Genomic DNA, 19,942 nt, shown 5'->3' with positions numbered 1-19,942 from the left:
CTCCTTAGAAAGGAGGTGATCCAGCCGCACCTTCCGGTACGGCTACCTTGTTACGACTTCGTCCCAATCGCCGATCCCACCTTCGACAGCTCCTCCCACAAAGGTTAGGCCACTGGCTTCGGGTGTTACCAACTTTCATGACGTGACGGGCGGTGTGTACAAGGCCCGGGAACGTATTCACCGCAGCGTTGCTGATCTGCGATTACTAGCGACTCCGACTTCATGGGGTCGAGTTGCAGACCCCAATCCGAACTGAGGCCGGCTTTCAGCGATTCGCTCACCCTCACAGGCTCGCAGCGCGTTGTACCGACCATTGTAGCATGTGTGAAGCCCTGGACATAAGGGGCATGATGATTTGACGTCATCCCCACCTTCCTCCGAGTTAACCCCGGCAGTCTCTCATGAGTCCCCACCATCACGTGCTGGCAACATAAGACAAGGGTTGCGCTCGTTGCGGGACTTAACCCAACATCTCACGACACGAGCTGACGACAACCATGCACCACCTGTATACAGACCACAAGGGAAAACGTATCTCTACGCCGATCCTGCATATGTCAAGCCCAGGTAAGGTTCTTCGCGTTGCATCGAATTAATCCACATGCTCCGCCGCTTGTGCGGGCCCCCGTCAATTCCTTTGAGTTTTAGCCTTGCGGCCGTACTCCCCAGGCGGGGCGCTTAATGCGTTAGCTACGGCACAGAAGTCGTGGAAGACCCCTACACCTAGCGCCCACCGTTTACGGCATGGACTACCAGGGTATCTAATCCTGTTCGCTCCCCATGCTTTCGCTCCTCAGCGTCAGTTACTGCCCAGAGACCTGCCTTCGCCATCGGTGTTCCTCCTGATATCTGCGCATTCCACCGCTACACCAGGAATTCCAGTCTCCCCTACAGCACTCAAGTTATGCCCGTATCGCCTGCACGCCCGAAGTTAAGCCCCGGAATTTCACAGACGACGCGACAAACCACCTACGAGCTCTTTACGCCCAGTAATTCCGGACAACGCTCGCACCCTACGTATTACCGCGGCTGCTGGCACGTAGTTAGCCGGTGCTTCTTATCTAGGTACCGTCACAAAAAGCTTCGTCCCTAGCGAAAGAGGTTTACAACCCGAAGGCCGTCATCCCCCACGCGGCGTCGCTGCATCAGGCTTGCGCCCATTGTGCAATATTCCCCACTGCTGCCTCCCGTAGGAGTCTGGGCCGTATCTCAGTCCCAATGTGGCCGTCCACCCTCTCAGGCCGGCTACCCGTCGACGCCTTGGTAGGCCATTACCCCACCAACAAGCTGATAGGCCGCGGGCTCATCTCGTACCGAAAAAACTTTCCACCACACACACTAAAGCATGGTCCTATCCAGTATTAGACCCAGTTTCCCAGGCTTATCCCGAAGTACGAGGCAGATCACCCACGTGTTACTCACCCGTTCGCCACTCGAGTACCCCAGCAAGCTGAGGCCTTTCCGTTCGACTTGCATGTGTTAAGCACGCCGCCAGCGTTCGTCCTGAGCCAGGATCAAACTCTCCATAAAAAAAATCAGTCAAAAGACCAACCTTCAAGCTGGAACAAGCCCAACCAACTGGCTAAAAACCACCACAAACAACAATTGTTTGCAACTGGCAAAATAAAAAAATAATGATTTGCTCTATCAAACATGGTCACCATCCCTTGACGGGGAAAAAATAACAATGACCACCAATACAACAATTCACAACAACCACAAATGTTATTTACAAGCCATGGCACACTTGCCGGCCGTATGACACATCATGCCTGTTATCATTGCATGTATCTTTTCTTACAATCCAACCCCCACCCAAGATCAATCAAGGATGGGAATCAAAAGTACATTGGCACACTATTGAGTTCTCAAACAACACGCACACACAACACCAACCACCATCACAATGACGATCAGAACTTTGCGGTGAATGAAACGTTAAACCCTGATGAACATAAAGTCAAACAGAATCAACACTATTTCTAAAAATTTTGTCTTATCCGAACAACCTCTCAGCGTCGGCGACTCGCTATAAGTTACACACGTTCATACAAACACACAAACCCGCAGGTAGACAAGCTATCTACGGGATTAAGTAGCGAGTTTCAGTCAAGCAATTTGCGATACCAACGGCGCCCATGGACTGTTGAGGTGGGCGCGAGCCTTCAAATCGCGATTCATCAACATAGCGGCTGGCTCACCAACCTCGGCGGTGCCTTCAACAATAATCGCAACTTTTGGGCGACTTGGTAGGCAAGATCAACGTCGTGGGCGCACACCACAACCGCAATGCCCTCATCCCGAAGCTGATTAATCACAGCCACTACTTCTGCAGTACCTACGGGATCAAGCCCCGCGAAGGGTTCGTCGAGAAGCAAAATGCGAGGTCACATAGCCAATGCGCCTGCCAGTACTACCCGTTTCCGCTGACCGAAGGTCAAATGGTGCGGCACCCTTTCCGCCAAGTGCGCAATGCTAGTGGCTGCCATGACTTTTTGGACACGCAATTCGACCTCATCGGGGCTAAGACCAAGGTTGATCGGCCTATAAGAAACTTCAGCGCGAACCGAAGTAGCGAAAATTTGGTCGTCGGGTTCCTGTAACACGAGGTGAACGTTTCGTCGTATGGTGTCTCGACCTCCGCGAGCATAGCTATACGGTTTACCGTCGAGAGTGAGAATTCCGACGCTCAGCTTCCACGATGCGGAAAGTAGTCGAAAAAGCGTCGATTTGCCCGCTCCGTTTCATCCAAGTAGTGCTGTCACCTTCTACCTACTATTAGGACATAACAACGGGAATAAGACCGACTTCTGCTACGACAATCAAAATGCCGACAATCGCTAGACAACGAGGTAAATGCACTGGTTGATCGGGAACCGTCATGGCCATAGCACTGGGATTTGCACGAAGCTCTAAGCCTTCGCCCAGCCTGCGCGCACGGTCCAAAGAAATTACGAATAACGACGCCCCCCCCCTGCGATGCAATCCAACGCTTACGGCTGGAATGTCCTAAGCGCATAGCTTGGGCCTTCCACATAGTGCGCGAAGTTTACATCAACGTGGTGATCATTCGGTACATCAGTGCAATCACATAAGTCAGGCCTTCTGGCAGTCCACGTTTACCCATCCACGCTAATAATTCCGAGATGGGAGTGATCAGGGTAAACGCCATCATTACGGCCGTCGCAACGATGCTTCTTTACATCACCACAACTGCTGCGGCTGCACCTTCGCTATGAAACGAGTTCCATGTGCACCGACAGTAAACATCAACGGAATAACGCCTAACGTAATAAACGCTGCAGGTGCCGAAACGCAAGCGAAATATAAATGAAGCAGAATGCGAGCCGCAATGACCAAAATGACAATTACCGCAACCACCACAGGAGTCCCCCACTGTGGTGGCAACGTGAGTACCTCGAAAATAAGGTCCAAAAGAAGCAGAAGTTTTTCTCCGACATTAACCTGCGCCCACGGGCTTTTCGCAGCAGCCCCGCTCCAGAGGATTCATAGCTGAGGTTACGCTTGCGTAGTGATGTGATCAGCCGCTTGATCCTGAACAGCGGCATCACCTTTACGACCGCGGTAGAAACCAAGCGCATATCCCAAAAGACCAGCTCCGAGTGCAGCTTGAAGAGCAAAAAGGCCAGATTCGGCCTCACCAGGCAGCTCGCCTACAAGCGGAGAGAACCACGGCTCATAATCAGGGTTATGCTCAGCCACGATTGATTCCGCACCGGCGTACGTACCATCAAATGCTTCCTCAGCATTCGGATCACCCAAGTTGAAAAACATTGGAAACGCAGCAATGGTAATCGCCGCTACGATCAAAGAAATGGTCACGGCTTTGTTGTTCTTTTTCACGGCAATTCCCCTACTTCCTATGCCTTGACCTGTGGTTTAGCTGGCGCCGCAACCGATGGAGATTGCTCAATCCCGAGTTCATCAGCATCTGCAACGCCAAGGCTGAATAGTTCCTTGGCAGCAATAGACTTCAACGAACGAACAATAAAGCACGGTCACGATTGCCTCGACGACAGCCAAAGGCGCCTGTGTAGGCGCATACAGAACTAAGGGGGAGGTAGCTGCACTGCCGACGCTATCTACGTGGTGTGCAAGTGCAAGTTGCAGCGCGGTCACAACATATGTAGACAAATCCGCAGTGAAAACCGCCAAGAAAATGCCGACTTCCAGCCCCGCGCCTAGCTTGCGCGCTAATTTCCATACGCTGTAGCCCACCCATGGACCCACGATCGTCATCGACGTGATATTGGCACCTAGGGTGGTGATTCCACCGTGGGCAAGCAGAATAGCTTGGAAGAGCAAAACGATACTGCCGATAAATACCATCACCGGTGACTTGAACAGCACCGCACCTAAGCCCGTACCAGTGGGATGCGAGGAAGAACCCGTAACTGAAGGAATCTTCAGTGCACTTAGGACGAATGTAAATGCTCCAGCAGCACCTAGGAGCAATCCAGTTTCTGGTTTCTCTTTAATTCTGCTTATTTACTTGCAAAGCACCATGCATAACAAAAGGTGCTGCCACAACTGACCAACCAATAGCATGCGAAACGGGGAGAAACCTCGGCAATATGCATGAGAATTCCTTAGGAGACCACACGCGGCTCCTCGCAGGCGTCTACGAATAGCAATCTCAGCCGGTCTTCTGACTCACGGCCATTACAACGCGCCACCCCTTCCCATCGCACGAGGCGACAGTGGATTCCCGGCGAAACCGATCAGGGCATGTGCAACTACAGCAGCCAAATACAGTGGCGAGGTCCGTTGTCGGGATCTCACCGACATTCTCGATCACTGCGATACTGAAAATGCTAATGCTTAAGTTGTTGTTTCGGGCACTTAATGCAGAAAAACACTCATATTTCCACAAAATCGGAAAAATTAGCCGTCTTAATACACACAATTGGGGCGTTGAACATCAGAAGGAAAAGCTACCCTAATCAGCATAAACGTCTCAGACAAAGAGCTTTTCGACGCCTCCTCTATCTGCTTTATTTAATCATCTGAATCAATAAATGGCGACTATCGACGTACTGGGTGTTTAGTGATGAAAATATTGCACAAACAAACAACTATCGCAGTGTTAAGCACAACAACACCGCTACTAACCGGATGTGGAATTGGCGATACAGCTGTAGATGAATCGGCGACGTAAAAACTACATCCGTTTCTACATCTGCTCCGATGCAACCGAGCAGCATAACGTCGTCTTTAAAAAACGCGACCCAGAACAGCTACCACCAGAAAATATTGTTGACCCCACGCCTCAAGATACGACTTCCGATAGCCCTGCTCAACAGGCCAGCCTAATCTGAACCAAGCCAGGAGCAGGGTTCCAGTGTGGCGGAACCGACGCTGCAATTCCAGTAGAAAAGGCAATGCGTGATCCGAGCACAGTCCCCTACGCTGAAGGTGGAACGATTGCATGAACACAAACACTGCCGAACACTATCTCGCCAATGATCCCTACCAATAATCACGTCGAGTCCATGATGATTGAACCTGAGTTACAGGGAACAAATGAGGGATATCTTGGCGGTTTTGAGGGATAAGACTGCGACCCATGGCAGTATTATTCACCCTACTGTTCACCACCGAAGCCGCAGTTAGGAGCCTAAAATTCAAGAAAACCCCCAGCTAGAACTATGTCTAACTGGGGGCACTTGGTGGAGCTGCCGGGAATTGAACCCGGGTCCTACGTCACCTCGCTAGGGCTTCTCCGTGCGCAGTTCGCGCGTGGATCTCTACTCGGCTCTCCGGCTTGGACGAACACACCCGGATGATGAGCCCAGTCATCGGTGAAAGTCCCAGTTTGCCCCGTTGACACAACAAACCAGCAAGTCTCTTAATCGATGCCAGACACTAAACCAGAGACGAATCTAGGCTGACAGACACGCAGGTCGCTGCAAATTAGGCAGCGAGGGCGTAGTCGCGCTGAGTGTTCTCTGCGCTTATATATTTGCTACGACGCTTAAAATCGGTGGTCTCTAGCCTGCACCGGCACGCTTCCCCTAGCTTAATGCACGCAGTCGAAACCAAAATCAGCCCCGTTGGTGCTTCTACAGTTGGGTCGCCGTACAACGAATAACTGTAGAACCGCAATGTTAGCTGGCTGGAGTGAGCTTTTCAACCCCTGCTTCTAAGCGTGGATTCCCTTGACACGACGCCCCAGATCGCGAACCACTTCGCGTTCTTCGGTGCGACGCTTGATGTCTTGGCGCTTGTCGTAGTCTTGTTTACCCTGTGCCAGTCCAAGCTCCACTTTGAGTCGCCCTTCCTTGAAGTACAAGGACAATGGAACCAGAGTTTTATTTCCGTCACGCACCTTGCCCATGAGCGAATCAATTTCGCGTCGGTGCAGAAGAAGTTTTCGGGTGCGCATTGGTGAGTGGTTGGTCCACGATCCGCGGGAATAGATCGGGATATTGAGATTACGGATCCAGGCTTCGCCTTCATCGATAGTGGCAAAGGAGTCGGTGAGGGATACTTTGCCCTCGCGGATCGACTTGATCTCGGTTCCCAGCAGCACGATTCCGCACTCGAAGGTGTCCAAAATCTTGTAGTCATGCCGCGCTTTGCGGTTAGAAGCAATAACTGGATTGCTATTCTTCGCCTTTTTCTTCTTTGCCATAGTGGCCTCGATAGTACCCGTAAATACACCACATCCCCAAGAAATTCCACGGTAAAGATACGTGGTTTTCTTGGGGATGTGCAGCGCGTACAAGAATGCAGTGGTTACTTACGCACGTACCACCGTAATGTTGCCTGAGCAGTGATAGCCGCAAAGATAATGCCAATGACTGCAACGACAGGAGCCACTGCCCAAATATCGGCATTGCTTACTCGTGCGATGAGCTGCGAATCATAAAGACCTTTGAGGGTCTTATCAACCACCCACACTTTGCCACCGAAAAGCGCAAAGCCAGACAAGATTGCACCGAACAGCGCTGCCACCATTGCTTCGATCACAAAGGGAGCTTGGGTGTACCAGCGGGAAGCACCCACCATGCGCATGATGGAGATTTCTTCACGACGATTAAATGCGGCGATCTGGACCATGTTAACGATCAGGAAGATGGCGGCAATCGCTTGGATAGCAGCGAAAATGAAGGTGGAGTTTCTAATCGCGTCGAGATTGTCAGTAGCACCGCGAAGGTCATCGACTTGGTCGACGATGGTGTCTACCTGCTCCATGTCGCGAACCTGGTCAAGAGGCTTTGTGTCTAGGGGGTCTTCGAGACGAACGTGGAGTGCCGCGGGAAGCGCGTCTGGTGAAGTTTCTGCGACCAGCTGGGGGTCGGTGTCTTTGAAAACTTCAACGAAACGGTCATAAGACTGTTGACGGGAACGATAGGTTACTGTCTCGATACCCTCGGCACCATCGAGCTTATCTCGCACGTCACGGCACGCTTGACTTGAACAATCCTTGTCATTAGCGGAGATGTCCTCGTTGAGCTGAACCATGACCTCCACACGGTCAAGGTAAATATCTTTCGTTTCTTTGGTCATGTTGGTAACCAAAAAGCCGGTTGCCAGCAGCGCGAGCGAAATCGCGGTGGTAATGATCAACGCAATGGTCATCGTGATGTTTCGGCCGAGGCCTCGGAACGCTTCACGGAATACAAATCCAAGTTTCATCGTGTGCACTCTCCTCCTACTGTGCCTCGCCGTAGACGCCGTGGGCGTCGTCACGCACGAGCGTGCCCAAATTGAGCTCGATCACGCGTCGACGCATGTCGTTCACCGCTCGTGCATTGTGTGTCGACATAACTACTGTCGTTCCGGTCTTATTGATCTGGTTGAGCAACACCATGATGCCGTCGGAAGTTTCGGGATCAAGGTTGCCGGTGGGCTCGTCAGCAAGCAAAAGAAGCGGTCGGTTAACAAACGCGCGCGCGATAGCTACTCGCTGCTGTTCGCCACCGGAAAGCTCATGCGGCATACGGTTGGCTTTGCCAGAAAGGCCCACGAGCTCAAGGGTTTCTGGGACGAGCTTGTCGATGCGCGCCTTCCGTGTACCGATGACCTCGAGCGCGAACGCTACGTTGTCATAAACATTTTTTTGTTGGAGCAATCGGAAGTCTTGGAAGACGTAGCCGATATTTTGACGCAGCTTGTTAATTTGTCGGCCGCGAAGTTTATTCACATGGAAATCCGACAAGTACAGGTCGCCGCTGGTTAGATTCTCCTCTCGGATCATCAGCTGCAGAAATGTGGACTTCCCGGAACCGGAAGGCCCAATGAGGAAAACAAATTCGCCCTTATTAATGGTGAGCGAAATGTTGTTGAGCGCTGGTCGGGTCGAGGTCTTATAGAGCTTGGTGACATTGTCGAACGTGATCACAAACGTCCACCTTAGCTAACATCCCCACCAATGGAAACAACAGTCACAATTTTTACATTCACACTGCTCTGTCATCGACTCCGGGGAAACACCCCCGCATAGCAAAGCCTATGACCATCGTCACATCATCGCCGGTACACTGGCGGGCATCATTGTTGCCGACGATCGGAGCCCAGAAATGAGCACGACCACGACCACACCGCCCCACAAAACTGCCCCTTCTGGCTTTCTTGGGCGAATAGAACAGCTAGGCAACCGCCTACCAGACCCCTTTTGGATATTCGTCTTCCTCGCCATCACTGTGGCAATAAGCAGCTGGATGGGATCGACCATCGGCATGACTGCCGTTAACCCTCAAGACGGATCGACAGTAGAAGTAACCAACCTGCTGACCAAAGAAGGTGCCACCAAAATGGTGAGCGAAGCAGTACACAACTTTGTTGCCTTCCCACCATTAGGCGTCATCATTACCGTCATGTTGGGCGTTTCCGTGGCCGAACACTCCGGCTTTATCAGCGCACTAGTACGTGCCATGGTAGCCAAAGTCGGCCCGAAGACCCTGACATACGTTGTCGCACTGGCAGGTGTTACAGGCTCAATTGCCTCCGATGCTGTCTATGTGATCCTCATTCCGCTTGGTGCCATGAGCTTCCGTGCCCTCGGCCGCTCCCCCATCGTGGGCGCCATGGTCGCCTTTGCCGCCTCGTCAGCGGGGTTTAATGCCAGCTTGATTCTCAACATCACAGATGTTCTCCTTGGCGGAATTTCTACCTCCGCAGCGCAACTGGTTGATCCGGAATATCACGTTTCGCCCCTTGCCAACTACTTCTTTGTTGTCGCTTCCGCCCTCGTCCTTGCGTTGATTATCACCGCAGTGACAGAACTGTTCGTTAAAAACAAGGCACGCCAGCTTGTCGATCACGACCACATCGATCACTCGGAATTAAGCTTTCGCGACGACGACCATCCAGATCCCGGTACGAAAACCGATGAGGAACTAGCCGAAGAAATAGCACTGCATTCAGGTGAAATCCGTGCACTAACAATTGCAGGTGTGGCCTTTATCGGCATGTTAGCCGTATATTTTGCACTGCTGTTTGTGCCTGCCTCGCCGTTTTATTCTGAGGAATCAGCGATGTCGAGTCCCCTCGTCAAGGCTGTTACTGTTCCAATCTCCTTGATGTTTTTAGGCCTTGGTGTTGTTTATGGGATCACGATAAAAAGCATCACGTCTCTAGGGGACATTCCGACATTTATGGTCAAGGGTTTGACCACTTTAATTCCCATGGTCGTGTTGTTCTTTATGGTTGCCCAATTCCTCGCTTGGTTCCAATGGTCCAATTTGGGCATTTGGACTGCGATTAAAGGCGCCGAGCTGTTACAACGTTGGGATCTGCCGGTCTATGTTTTATTTGCTGCCGTAGTGCTTGCTGTGGCGATTCTTAATCTCACGATCACATCGGGCTCTGCGCAATGGGCATTAATGGCACCTGTGATTGTGCCGATGATGATGTATGTAGGCATATCCCCTGAAGTCACGCAGATGCTGTTTAGGATTGGTGATTCTCCCACTAACATCATCACTCCGATGAGCCCTTATTTTGCACTCGCGTTGACATTCTTGCAGCGCTACTACAAACCAGCAGGTGTGGGCACCTTAGTGTCGCTTGCATTGCCGTATTCCATCGCGATGATTGTTGGCTGGTTTGTCTTCTTTATCGTGTGGTACGCACTAGGGATTCCGCTGGGGCCTGGAACCCCTATGCACTTCCAACAAGGTTAGTTTTCGGCTTGCTGCTCTGCCATACGCCAGCGAATACCTGCCTCTAGGAGGCCATCGATGTCGCCGTCGAGAACCTTCTGGGGGTCATTGACCTCGTAATTCGTTCGTAGATCTTTCACCATTTGGTATGGGTGCAGCACATAGGAGCGCATTTGGTTGCCCCATGAGGCGTTACCGCCTGCGCCGAGCGCATCAAGTTCGGCACGTTCTTCTTGGCGCTTACGCTCCAAAAGTTTCGCCTGCAGAACGCGCATGGCTGATGCCTTGTTCTGAATCTGGGACTTCTCATTCTGACACGTCACGACGATGCCCGTTGGGATGTGAGTGAGGCGCACGGCAGAGTCTGTGGTGTTCACGGACTGTCCACCTGGGCCCGAGGAGCGGTAGACGTCGACACGCACTTCGGAATCAGGGATATCGATGTGGTCTGTTTGTTCAACAACGGGGAGAACCTCGATCTCAGCAAAAGAGGTCTGGCGACGCCCCTGGTTATCAAAAGGACTAATGCGCACCAAGCGGTGAGCACCCTGTTCGACCGATAATTGTCCGTACATGTACTCACCATGAACTACGAATGTTGCAGACTTAATGCCTGCTTCTTCGGCATAAGAAATGTCATAAATATCCACTTTGTGGTCGTTTTTCTCAGCCCAGCGGGTGTACATACGCATGAGCATTTCCGCCCAGTCAGCGGCATCCACGCCACCGGCGCCAGAACGGATATTGATCACTGCCTCACGGGAATCGTACTCGCCAGACAACATAGTCTTTACTTCTAAGGCTTCAACGTCAGCGGTCAGCTCGGCGAGTTCTTCGTCGGCAAGCGCTAAGGCATCCTCGCCCTCCTCGTCGGCGAGCTCGTACATCACGGGGAGGTCGTCGATACGCTGGCGCAACGTGATGAGCTTTTTCAGCTTGGCTTGAACCGAAGACAGCTCCGTGGTCACTTTTTGCGCGGTATCAGGATCGTCCCACAGCGTAGGATCGGAGGCTTGCTGTTCCAACTCGCGAACACGCGACTCCAACTCCTCGGGATTCATCACTTTTTCGATGGTCGTCAAAGTCGAGTCGAGTTGAGTTACAGCAGATTGAGTTTCCGGTCGCATAAGCGATAATTCTAGCGTGTCTGCCCGCCGTGCTTGCTACTGGCCTGATCTCCCCCTCAAGTGGGCAGACCCCCGTGAGGAAATGTTGGCTCCAGTCCTAAGAGCCATGCACAATAGACCACATGGAGAATTCATCCGACTCACGCACGCAATCAGCAGCGACAGCTTCCCTCTCGGAGATGATTGCCACCATTACTAAAACGTTCATCATCGCTCACGTTAACGATTCAGATGAGCACCTAGCGCAGGCGTTGGTGTACAACGCTGGCCGACTAGCATGGCGTATGCGTGAACAAGGTGTCCACACGGACTACAAAACATCCCTATCAGACGTGGTAACCGACGCCGACCGCGCCGCGGAAGAATTCGTTTCCGGAGTACTTACGACCCTGCGCCCCGAAGACGGAATTGTCGGCGAAGAAGGCGCTACGCGTGATAGCACCTCAGGGCGCACGTGGGTGATCGACCCAGTCGACGGCACCTACAACTTTGTTAATGGATCAGATTTTTGGTGCTCCGCGCTCGCCCTGATCGAAGGTGAGCCGGAAGACCCCACCCGCGTCATTTTCGGAGCAGTCCACCGCCCCGCCATGGGATACACTTGGTTCGGCGGCCCAGAGATCGCCACAACCCGCGACGGGCAACCAGTTACAAAGCTGGAAAATAAATCCACCGAGCTAATCAACTTTGCTACCTATCTCAACCCGCCGTATCTTCAGCAGCCAGAGATCGTCACCCGCTGGCTCACCATTGCCCAAGCCTTTTTGAGCTGGCGAATGATGGGATCCGGTTCCGTGGAACTGGCCAACGTTGCCGATGGCATTATTGGAGCCTACGTACAGCACTCGGTAAAGGAATGGGATTGGTTGCCTGGTCGCGCACTTGTTGAAGGCGCAGGCGGAAAGTGTATCAAGGTAGAATCAGGTGGCGTGACGTGGTCAATTGCTTCCAACCCACAAGCAGTCGATGAAGTCGCAGCGATTTTGTCTCGCTAGAACTTTCCTTACATCTCTCTTCAGTTTTCCGGCTATTTCTAGGAGCATGTATCACGCATGAGTTACCACGACGATCTTGAGTTTGCTCTCCAGCTCGCAGATGCCGCAGACGCCATCACCTTGGCACGATTTGCATCCTCTGATCTGCGGGTTTCCTCTAAACCAGATATGACGCCGGTCAGCGATGCCGATATCGCCACCGAACGTAAGCTTCGCGGTCTTATCGCGCAGCGCTTCCCCGAGGACGCAATCCTCGGCGAAGAATTTGGTGGCACCGCCGAGTTCACCGGCCGACAGTGGATCATCGACCCCATCGACGGCACAAAGAACTACGTTCGCGGAGTGCCCGTGTGGGCAACGCTCATCGCATTGCTTGTCGACGGTCACCCAGTCGTGGGCGTGGTATCCGCACCAGCCATTGCACACCGTTGGTGGGCGGCTCAAGGCGAAGGCGCGTGGCGCAGCAACCCATCCCAGCAGTCACGTCGCCTCAATGTCAGCAATGTAGCCCAGCTCAGCGACGCCTCCGTTTCGTTCTCTTCTCTCGATGGCTGGAAAAAACGCGGTCTGTTGGACAACTTTGTCACGCTTTCCGACGACACTTGGCGTTTGCGTGGTTTTGGCGACTTTTTCTCCTACTGCCTCGTTGCAGAAGGCGCAGTCGATATCGCTGCTGAACCAGAAGTATCCCTGTGGGATCTAGCTCCGCTTGCTATCTTGGTCGAAGAAGCCGGTGGGGTGTTTAGTGCCCTCAATGGAACCCCAGGACCACATGGCGGCAACGCACTTGCTACCAATGGGCTGCTCCACGATGAAGTCCGCACAATGCTGACCTCATCGCGATAGCGACTCCCCATTACGTTCTGAGTAGTTCCACCAGAAAGCCCCATCGTCTTCTGCACCGATCAGATTCCACGAACCTTCACAGCAATCCCACAAACAAAAGCGAAAAGAAAACAAAAGACACAACACCACCGTCGTCGTCTTATCCTGCAGACAGCTCCAAGTCTTATACGCCATAACACGCAACGAAAAGCCCCACCACAAAACCGCACCGGAGATCACCACAGCAGCATAAAGCCCCAGATACAAAAACCGACTGGGTAAACCCCAGTCAGCCCCTCAGCGTGCCGTTAATCAAACAAAGTCAAACACCGCGATCACCCCTGAAAACTCCTCCCACGGACCTGACTAACTAAATAGCAACACCCCGAAGTAGACAACCGCAAACGGGGCAGACCACGCCAAGTCAGCGCTTAATTTAGAAAAGTTTGCAAAAACTCTCAACAGAGAAGTTCAACTACGGTAGCCTGTGACGCAAGGCACCTTTTATTTAAGGCGCTCACCTCCGGAAACCACTGTGACCAGGGAAATCCTTGGCCAGATCGTTCCATCGACCGGGCCAACCGTCCCCAACGCCACGTAAAGAGATATCGATGCCACAAATAAATAGATTTTCCAGCCGCTGGATAATCGCCATCATCGCTGCGATCTCTACTGCAATGATGTTCGTCATCAGTGCACCTCACGTGTCTGCGAAAGAATACGTACCCACGACTGGACTGTCACCAGATGGCAATCAATACAGCATTGGCTGGGAAGTGCCCTCCATCCAAGAGCCAGCAGGACGCTCTAAGCGCGCCACGAAAGACTACACCTTCGAAACGAACCAACTCGAAAACGGAATGCAGACACTTATCCATATCGAGAATTCAGAGGCACCTACCGAGTACCGCTTCCCGCTCAGCCTCCCGCAAGGAGCTGAAGTCATCCCCTTTAGCGAAGGAAGCGAAGACGCTATGGGAGTTTTCCTAAACGGAAGCTTGATCGCAACGATCGCCGCCCCTTGGGCTATCGACGCTAATGGCGCTCCCCTCCAGACCTCCCTTCATATTGAGAATGGAACCCTCGTGCAGATTGTTGAGCACAACTCTGACACGGCTTTCCCGGTCACTGCAGATCCGCAGATCGATTGGGGATGGGAGAAAACCACCATCAAGTTAAACAAGAAAGAAACGCAAGCAACTGGAGCAGCAGGGGGTGCCGGTGCAATTGCTGCCTTCCCCTGGATGACCGTACTCGACGCTACAGGACCTGTGGGATTGGCAGTCCTGGCAGCGGCAGGAAAGCTGGGGTACGACGCAGTTCGAGCACACCGTAACGGAAAGTGTCTTGGGATCGTTGTGAGCACAAACGTACTAAGCCACAACGGCGGTATCTCAACATTTGAGTACAGTTGCGCATAATGTTCCCGCAAAATAAATGGCACCGATCTCAAAAAAATAAATGCATAGCAGGGGTCTGTGCCGGGATAGCTGAAGTATATGAAACCTCTGCAAATACCGTCAGGATTATTTACGTAATCGCTACGCTCTGCGGAGTTCCCATGGTTGCCGTCTACCTACTGCAATGGCTCATCTACCCAAAAAGCGATAAGTAGCAGCTAAAGATACGGAAACCCACTTTCGTTACTATCGTTTCCGCTTCTTCTTGCGCTTGCGCTGAGAGCCACTAAAAAGCCTACGCTCGACCTCTTGTTGGCGCGTGAGCTTGACCATGTCCGCCAACGCCACGACATCCGCAACAAACGGCTCATCCCCATTACGTTCTAAGCAGTTCCACCAGAAGACCCCAAGGATTCATCACATCCCCCAAAACAGGGCAGATTATCTCTACTCCATTCCCCCATCCCTGAAGTGCCTCGGGTTTTGTTCCTAGGCATTTGCCTTGTGTTTTACTATGTCGTGACTTGGGTGGTGTTCCCAAAACTCGGTTTCCACTTCAGCCGGCGTATGGTAGCCGAGGCTCTGGTGCAGTCGTGATTCGGTTCCACCAATTCACCCACGCGAACGTGGCTATTTCCACGTCGACCACATCGTTCCATGTGCGGGTATGGATGATTTTCATTCTTGTGAGGAGCCGTTGACGTTCACAGCCAAAGCATTGTCATAGCAATCACCCACCATCCCAGTAGACGCTACGATACCGTGCTCAACCAAGCGCTTATTGTAGACAATACTCACATACTGTCAGCCGTGGTCGGAATGATGAATCAAACCCGTCGTTTGCTTCGCACACACGATCACCTGATTGAGTGCCTGCAACGGCAACGCCTCGGTCCGCATCAAATCCGACAACACCCATCCAACGATCTTCCTCGAGAACACGTCGGTAACAAAAGCGGTGTACACGAAACCTTTCCTGGTGCGCACATAGGTAATGTCAGTCACCCACAACCGGTTAGGGCTTAGGGCTTTGAACTCGCGGCCCACCAAGTCTGGACGTGTATCCGGGCCTGTGGGTTTGCGGGTCGTAACCGGAGCACCACCTTTGCCCTTTGCCAGTAACTCCTGCAAGGCGCATGAGGCGGGCAGTCTGCTCATGTCCCATGTCGATTCCCTCGCGGCGAAGGACGTGCCACATCTTGCGGATGCCGTACACACCGTAATTCGCGGCGTGAACCTCGCCAATGTGCTCTACCAGGGTAGCGTCACGAAGACTGCGAGCACTCAGGCCACGGGCTTTGGATTGGCGGTAACCACGCAAGCTAAGAAAACCGCCTTCACGGTGGGTGTTTAACGCCTGGCAGATGAACTCGACACTGAAACGATCCCGGTATTTATCGATGAACTGGATCATTTCTTAACGTTTGGGGTCTGGTTCGGATACGAAAAAAGCCGAGGCGGCTTTCAGTAACTCATTGGTGTCGCGTAGTTCCTGGTTTTCTCGGCGCAGCCTGACATTTTCAACAGCGAGGTCCTCAGGCATGCGTTCGGGAGCAGTACCTTCGCGACGTGCCTGCTGGGGCCATTGCCGGGCGGTGTGCCAGGAAACGCCTAGTTTGGGTGCCACGATCTTGCACGCTTCCTGCATGGAAATACCTTCTGCCAGGATGCGATCCTCAACTAGGCGGACCACACGGTCTTTGGCATCCTGATCAAATTTTTCTTGGTATGTTCGAAGATTTTCCCATCTACTTAAACGGAACAAAACCTAGGACACTTCAATCGCAGCAGCATAAAACCACAGATACAAAAACCAACTGGGTAAACCCCAGTCAGCCCCTCAGCGTGCCGTTAATCAAACAAAGTCAAGCACCACGGTCGCCCCTAAAAACTCCACCCACGGACCTGACTAACTAAATAGCAACACCTCCCCGTTTTGCTCGGCTTTCTTTAGGAGTGAGCGAGCCGGAAACCATGGCCGACTGATTTCTTAGCATTGAGGTCGGACACAATTGCATCCATATTGGTGCTGATAGTGGGCACAAAGAACGGCCCCTGCCATGGGGTGGTGCATGGGTAGTTCACATTGGGAATCATGCCACCGTTGATAATGCCCACTACACGGTCGCCTACCAACATTGGCGCACCGGAATCTCCCTGCATAGCGCAAACTTGGGAAGCCGTAGTGCGGTGGTCGTGATTCCATACCAATCCACAACTAAACCCAGTAGCAACGCCCTGTTTGCAGGCTGTATTGCCTGTGACAGGCATGGGACCACCGACTGAATTAACGCGGATGTTGTTGTATTTTTGGGTGACTTGAGCATTAGATCCAAGCTCTACGACTGCATAGTCCAAGTTGGAGCCTTTAGCCACTACAGTGCCGCTTGGGCCTACCTGCCACGAATCAGCGGAGCTGACCGCATCTCCTATTTTTCCGCAGTGTCCTGCCGTAATAGCGATTTTCCGCCCCTCTGCATCGTAGCCAGAAGCACCCACTGTGCATAGGCGGTCTTTGCCCACGTAGATCGGGGTGCCAGGGCCATACAGAGATACCCCCTGAGCTTGCGCCTGCAATGATTCTTCTGGGATGTCTGGCGCACTAAACCAACTACCCTGAACTCGGTGCAGCACAGGCCCAGTTTTTTGAGCCATAACCTGCGAAACAGGGTCATTCGTCCAGTGATAGTTGGGGCCATCAACTGGGCGTTGCACCGGCTCGTGGTGCTCAGGGACCGGTGCAGCCACATGAGGATCTGCATAGGGCATGCCAGGGGCCACGAATGCTTGGACTTGTTGGGCAAGCGTATCGACGGCCGCCGCAATCTGCGGATCGATTGCAGGTGCCGGAATACCCCAACTGTTAACCATTGAGGTGACAGTCTGAGTGAGCGTTGGCACAGGCTGTGGCTGTGCTACTGGTTGGACCTCATCAGCGTAAGCAAGAGGGCCTGCAAAAAACGCAGCACCGGTGGTTGCAGCGGCGAATAATAGTGGACGGCACAGGCGCGAAAAACAAAGGTGGCGCATAAGATTTAATGGACCTTCACGTGGATTGTGGGAGTGAATAACAACGGCGATCTCCCCTATATAACCACGTGTGGAGTGAAAACTTAAGTGCCCTGAATACCCCTCCCCTAAATGCGCAAACGCGCTGTGCAAGTCCCTGAAAAACAGGGAGTTTTGCACAGCGCGCACGTGTCACACAGGTGTGGTGCACACCTAGTTTGATTAGTCGATGGTGACCAACGCTTGGCCGCCTTGGACGGACTCGCCGACCTCGACACGGATGCTGTCGACCTTGCCAGCATTTGGAGCGGTGATCTCAGTTTCCATCTTCATGGCCTCCAAGATCAGCAGAACCTGACCGGCTTCAATCTCTTCGCCTTCTTCGACCAAGATCTTGAATACTGAACCCGCAAGAGGTGCGACCACTGCGTTAGCGCTCACACCGGACACGCTGGCAGTAGCTGGTTCGGAGTGGGTGGCACCGCCACCGGAGCCGCCGCCGAAGTAGATTGGCGCAATCTGGCGCTTTTCTTCCTCGACTTCGACTTCGACGGAGTAAGCGATGCCGTTGACTGTCACGTTAAGTTTCATGATTTACCTTCTATCCTCGGCTGCTTACAGCGTGCCCGGAATATGATGCTGGACGCTCTGACGACCCTGAGCGGCCCACGTGCGGTGACGCGAGTACTTCACGGCCTTGATCTTGCCTCGGTTACCCAAGAATGCGGAGACTGCTGCAGAAATTGCAATGATGACGTCTTCTGGGATGGACGCATCAGAGCGCTTACGCAACTCTTTGATCTCTGATTCTGCGGAATCGAGACGCGCGCTTAACTCGTTGACTAGTTGAAGCAGTTGCTCGTTGTTTAAATCGCTCATGACTGACGCTTCCTTACACTGGTCCCAAGCCGTGCTTCTTAGCAGGGCGGGTAACGCGCTTGTTGGTCAGAACCTCAAGTGCATTGGCGATGTGCAGGCGAGTGTCTGCTGGGTCGATGATGTCGTCCACCAAGCCACGAGATGCGGCCATAAATGGTGTAGAGAACGTATCCTTGTAGAGCTGGATAAGCTCTTCGCGCTTTGCTTCCTTGTCTTCGGCAGCCTCAATTTCCTTACGGAAGACCACATTGACGGCGCCTTCTGCACCCATCACTGCGATCTCAGCAGTAGGCCATGCAAAGACGCGGTCTGCACCGAGGTCCTTGGAGCACATGGCCAAGTGAGCGCCGCCGTAGGACTTACGCAGCTCGATGGTGACCTTTGGTACAGATGCTGCGGAGTATGCGTAGAGCATCTTCGCACCGTGGCGAATGATACCGCCGTGCTCTTGAGCAACACCTGGCATGAAGCCTGGAACGTCCACGAAGGTAACGAGTGGGATGTTGAAGGCGTTGCAGAAGCGGATGAACTGGCTACCCTTGTCAGACGAGTTGATGTCTAGGACACCCGACATGACGTTTGGCTGGTTAGCAATGATACCGACGGTACGACCGACGATACGTGCGAAACCGACCACGATGTTTGGAGCGTAGCCTGCTTGAACCTCGAGGAAGTCGCCGCGGTCGACAACGCGGCTGATGATGTCGCGAACGTCGTAGCCCTTCTTGCCTTCCACAGGAACGATGTCACGCAACTCTGGATCAGGCTCAACAACTGGATCAGGATCCACCACTGGTGGTTCCTCAGTGTTGTTCTGAGGTAGGAAGCTCAGCAACTTCTGAGCAATCAGCACTGCTTGCTCGTCGTCGTCAGCGATGAAGTGGATGTTGCCGGCCTTGGTCATGTGTGCGTCTGCACCACCAAGAGCGTCCGCGGTGACCTCTTCACCGGTGACGGACTTGATCACGCCTGGGCCAGTGATAAACATGTTGGCCTTGCGGGTCTGGATGATGAAGTCAGTCAGCGCTGGCGAGTATGCTGCACCGCCGGCGCAAGGGCCAGCAATGATCGAGATCTGCGGTACCAGCCCCGATAGCAGCACGTTTTGGTAGAACACCTTGCCGTAACCGGACAGGGAGTCGATACCTTCCTGCACACGAGCTCCGCCGGAGTCGTTGATGAAGATGAACGGTGTACCAGTGGTGGCCGAAGCCTCCATCATTGCAGCCACCTTGTTGGACTGCGTCTCACCTGCAGAACCACCCATGACGGTGAAGTCCTGAGAAGCGATGTGGACTGGGCGACCAAACACAGCGCCGGAACCTGTGACAACGCCATCTGCTGGGGCATTTGCCTTGTCCATGCCAAAGTGGGTGGTGCGGTGCTTAGCAAACATGCCAGTCTCGAAGAAGGTGCCGCCGTCGACAAGCGCGTCGATACGCTCGCGAGCAGTAAGCTTGCCCTTCTCGTGTTGCTTATCAATCTTGGCTTGGCCACCACCAAGGCTTACCTCGGCCTTAGCAGCTGCCAGCTTTTCGAGGCGCTCGGCCATCGACAATTCTTTAGCCATTAGTCAA

Annotated in this window: 24 protein-coding genes, 1 rRNA gene, 1 other RNA gene, 1 pseudogene and 1 riboswitch; of the genes and pseudogenes, 7 read left to right on the top strand and 20 right to left on the bottom strand. The window is 53.0% G+C overall.

Annotated features, from left to right (window positions below; translation table 11 throughout):
• Positions 1–8 precede the first annotated feature (8 nt).
• The 8 genes and pseudogenes from CIP100161_RS03775 to CIP100161_RS03745 all read right to left on the bottom strand — a co-directional run bounded on the left by CIP100161_RS03775 (position 9) and on the right by CIP100161_RS03745 (position 4,476).
• A 16S ribosomal RNA gene (locus tag CIP100161_RS03775) occupies positions 9–1,530 on the bottom strand.
• Positions 1,531–2,180: 650 nt separating this feature from the next.
• Positions 2,181–2,378, bottom strand: a complete 198-nt coding sequence (locus CIP100161_RS03770; RefSeq protein ID WP_155872010.1) for an ATP-binding cassette domain-containing protein — start codon at positions 2,376–2,378, stop codon at positions 2,181–2,183.
• A 9-nt stretch (positions 2,379–2,387) separates the two neighbouring features.
• Positions 2,388–2,732: pseudogene (locus tag CIP100161_RS03765) on the bottom strand (ATP-binding cassette domain-containing protein); the annotation flags it as partial.
• A 46-nt stretch (positions 2,733–2,778) separates the two neighbouring features.
• Positions 2,779–2,985, bottom strand: a complete 207-nt coding sequence (locus CIP100161_RS12105; RefSeq protein WP_232053082.1) for a hypothetical protein — start codon at positions 2,983–2,985, stop codon at positions 2,779–2,781.
• A 64-nt stretch (positions 2,986–3,049) separates the two neighbouring features.
• Positions 3,050–3,193, bottom strand: coding sequence for a CbiQ family ECF transporter T component (locus CIP100161_RS12350; RefSeq protein WP_269472954.1), 144 nt, complete (start codon positions 3,191–3,193; stop codon positions 3,050–3,052).
• 11 nt (positions 3,194–3,204) lie between these two features.
• A complete protein-coding gene (locus CIP100161_RS12345) occupies positions 3,205–3,507 on the bottom strand; it encodes a CbiQ family ECF transporter T component (protein ID WP_155872004.1) in 303 nt (100 codons plus the stop codon).
• Between the two features lie 12 nt (positions 3,508–3,519).
• Positions 3,520–3,864 carry an energy-coupling factor ABC transporter substrate-binding protein gene (locus CIP100161_RS03750; protein WP_155872002.1) on the bottom strand — a complete coding sequence of 115 codons (345 nt, stop codon included), beginning with the start codon at positions 3,862–3,864 and terminating at the stop codon, positions 3,520–3,522.
• 81 nt (positions 3,865–3,945) lie between these two features.
• Positions 3,946–4,476, bottom strand: coding sequence for an energy-coupling factor ABC transporter permease (locus tag CIP100161_RS03745; RefSeq protein WP_332068164.1), 531 nt, complete (start codon positions 4,474–4,476; stop codon positions 3,946–3,948).
• A gap of 166 nt (positions 4,477–4,642) precedes the next feature.
• Positions 4,643–4,846: riboswitch (cobalamin riboswitch) on the bottom strand.
• Between the two features lie 316 nt (positions 4,847–5,162).
• Between CIP100161_RS03745 and CIP100161_RS03740 the strand changes: the two genes are divergently transcribed.
• Complete coding sequence (locus tag CIP100161_RS03740) at positions 5,163–5,339, top strand: hypothetical protein (protein WP_155872000.1); 177 nt, start codon at positions 5,163–5,165, stop codon at positions 5,337–5,339.
• 349 nt (positions 5,340–5,688) lie between these two features.
• Here the strand turns inward: CIP100161_RS03740 and ssrA are convergent.
• The 4 genes from ssrA to ftsE all read right to left on the bottom strand — a co-directional run bounded on the left by ssrA (position 5,689) and on the right by ftsE (position 8,368).
• Positions 5,689–6,073, bottom strand: a transfer-messenger RNA (tmRNA) gene (gene ssrA / locus CIP100161_RS03735).
• 90 nt (positions 6,074–6,163) lie between these two features.
• Positions 6,164–6,655: an SsrA-binding protein SmpB gene (smpB, locus tag CIP100161_RS03730; RefSeq protein WP_003850600.1), complete on the bottom strand. Its 492-nt coding sequence runs from the start codon at positions 6,653–6,655 to the stop codon at positions 6,164–6,166.
• A 104-nt stretch (positions 6,656–6,759) separates the two neighbouring features.
• Complete coding sequence (gene ftsX / locus CIP100161_RS03725) at positions 6,760–7,662, bottom strand: permease-like cell division protein FtsX (RefSeq protein WP_155871998.1); 903 nt, start codon at positions 7,660–7,662, stop codon at positions 6,760–6,762.
• A 16-nt stretch (positions 7,663–7,678) separates the two neighbouring features.
• Positions 7,679–8,368, bottom strand: coding sequence for a cell division ATP-binding protein FtsE (gene ftsE, locus CIP100161_RS03720; RefSeq protein ID WP_014303094.1), 690 nt, complete (start codon positions 8,366–8,368; stop codon positions 7,679–7,681).
• A 178-nt stretch (positions 8,369–8,546) separates the two neighbouring features.
• On the opposite strand from ftsE, the gene CIP100161_RS03715 reads away from it, so the two are divergent.
• Entirely contained in the window at positions 8,547–10,151 is a 1,605-nt protein-coding gene (locus tag CIP100161_RS03715) for an AbgT family transporter (protein ID WP_155871996.1), read from the top strand.
• On the opposite strand, the gene prfB is transcribed toward CIP100161_RS03715, so the two are convergent.
• On the bottom strand, positions 10,148–11,257 hold the full coding sequence (gene prfB, locus CIP100161_RS03710) for a peptide chain release factor 2 (protein ID WP_155871994.1): 1,110 nt from the start codon (positions 11,255–11,257) through the stop codon (positions 10,148–10,150). The two genes, CIP100161_RS03715 and prfB, sit on opposite strands and share 4 nt — an antisense overlap.
• A 179-nt stretch (positions 11,258–11,436) precedes the next feature.
• Here prfB and CIP100161_RS03705 point away from each other — a divergent pair, with 179 nt between their 5' ends.
• From CIP100161_RS03705 to CIP100161_RS03690, 4 genes are all read left to right on the top strand, one after another.
• Positions 11,437–12,252, top strand: coding sequence for an inositol monophosphatase family protein (locus tag CIP100161_RS03705; RefSeq protein WP_155874518.1), 816 nt, complete (start codon positions 11,437–11,439; stop codon positions 12,250–12,252).
• A gap of 57 nt (positions 12,253–12,309) precedes the next feature.
• A complete protein-coding gene (gene hisN, locus CIP100161_RS03700) occupies positions 12,310–13,098 on the top strand; it encodes a histidinol-phosphatase (RefSeq protein WP_155871992.1) in 789 nt (262 codons plus the stop codon).
• A 590-nt stretch (positions 13,099–13,688) separates the two neighbouring features.
• Positions 13,689–14,498 carry a hypothetical protein gene (locus CIP100161_RS03695; RefSeq protein WP_174775772.1) on the top strand — a complete coding sequence of 270 codons (810 nt, stop codon included), beginning with the start codon at positions 13,689–13,691 and terminating at the stop codon, positions 14,496–14,498.
• On the top strand, positions 14,498–14,692 hold the full coding sequence (locus CIP100161_RS03690; RefSeq protein ID WP_155871990.1) for a PspC domain-containing protein: 195 nt from the start codon (positions 14,498–14,500) through the stop codon (positions 14,690–14,692). Before CIP100161_RS03695 ends, CIP100161_RS03690 begins: the two co-directional genes overlap by 1 nt.
• A 589-nt stretch (positions 14,693–15,281) precedes the next feature.
• Here the strand turns inward: CIP100161_RS03690 and CIP100161_RS12530 are convergent.
• Together CIP100161_RS12530 and CIP100161_RS12525 are read right to left on the bottom strand one after the other, a co-directional pair.
• A complete protein-coding gene (locus CIP100161_RS12530) occupies positions 15,282–15,443 on the bottom strand; it encodes a hypothetical protein (protein ID WP_408609471.1) in 162 nt (53 codons plus the stop codon).
• 49 nt (positions 15,444–15,492) lie between these two features.
• A complete protein-coding gene (locus CIP100161_RS12525; protein WP_408609470.1) occupies positions 15,493–15,693 on the bottom strand; it encodes an IS3 family transposase in 201 nt (66 codons plus the stop codon).
• Between CIP100161_RS12525 and CIP100161_RS12090 the strand changes: the two genes are divergently transcribed.
• On the top strand, positions 15,634–15,831 hold the full coding sequence (locus CIP100161_RS12090) for a hypothetical protein (RefSeq protein ID WP_232053080.1): 198 nt from the start codon (positions 15,634–15,636) through the stop codon (positions 15,829–15,831). The genes CIP100161_RS12525 and CIP100161_RS12090 overlap by 60 nt on opposite strands.
• A gap of 63 nt (positions 15,832–15,894) precedes the next feature.
• On the opposite strand, the gene CIP100161_RS03675 is transcribed toward CIP100161_RS12090, so the two are convergent.
• The 5 genes from CIP100161_RS03675 to CIP100161_RS03655 all read right to left on the bottom strand — a co-directional run bounded on the left by CIP100161_RS03675 (position 15,895) and on the right by CIP100161_RS03655 (position 19,935).
• A complete protein-coding gene (locus tag CIP100161_RS03675) occupies positions 15,895–16,242 on the bottom strand; it encodes a transposase (protein ID WP_174775771.1) in 348 nt (115 codons plus the stop codon).
• Between the two features lie 185 nt (positions 16,243–16,427).
• A complete protein-coding gene (locus tag CIP100161_RS03670; protein WP_155871984.1) occupies positions 16,428–17,507 on the bottom strand; it encodes a S1 family peptidase in 1,080 nt (359 codons plus the stop codon).
• A gap of 201 nt (positions 17,508–17,708) precedes the next feature.
• Positions 17,709–18,077 (bottom strand): biotin/lipoyl-containing protein, encoded by a 369-nt coding sequence (locus tag CIP100161_RS03665; RefSeq protein ID WP_155871982.1) that lies wholly within the window; start codon positions 18,075–18,077, stop codon positions 17,709–17,711.
• A 24-nt stretch (positions 18,078–18,101) separates the two neighbouring features.
• Positions 18,102–18,365, bottom strand: coding sequence for a hypothetical protein (locus tag CIP100161_RS03660; protein ID WP_003850577.1), 264 nt, complete (start codon positions 18,363–18,365; stop codon positions 18,102–18,104).
• Positions 18,366–18,378: 13 nt separating this feature from the next.
• Positions 18,379–19,935, bottom strand: coding sequence for an acyl-CoA carboxylase subunit beta (locus tag CIP100161_RS03655; protein ID WP_155871980.1), 1,557 nt, complete (start codon positions 19,933–19,935; stop codon positions 18,379–18,381).
• Between the last annotated feature and the right edge of the window lie 7 nt (positions 19,936–19,942).

Origin of the sequence: Corynebacterium rouxii, assembly GCF_902702935.1 — a bacterium.
GTDB classification, from domain to species: domain Bacteria; phylum Actinomycetota; class Actinomycetes; order Mycobacteriales; family Mycobacteriaceae; genus Corynebacterium; species Corynebacterium rouxii.
The sequence above is the reverse complement of the archived record's forward strand: the minus strand, read 5'-3'. Positions and strand labels throughout refer to the sequence as shown.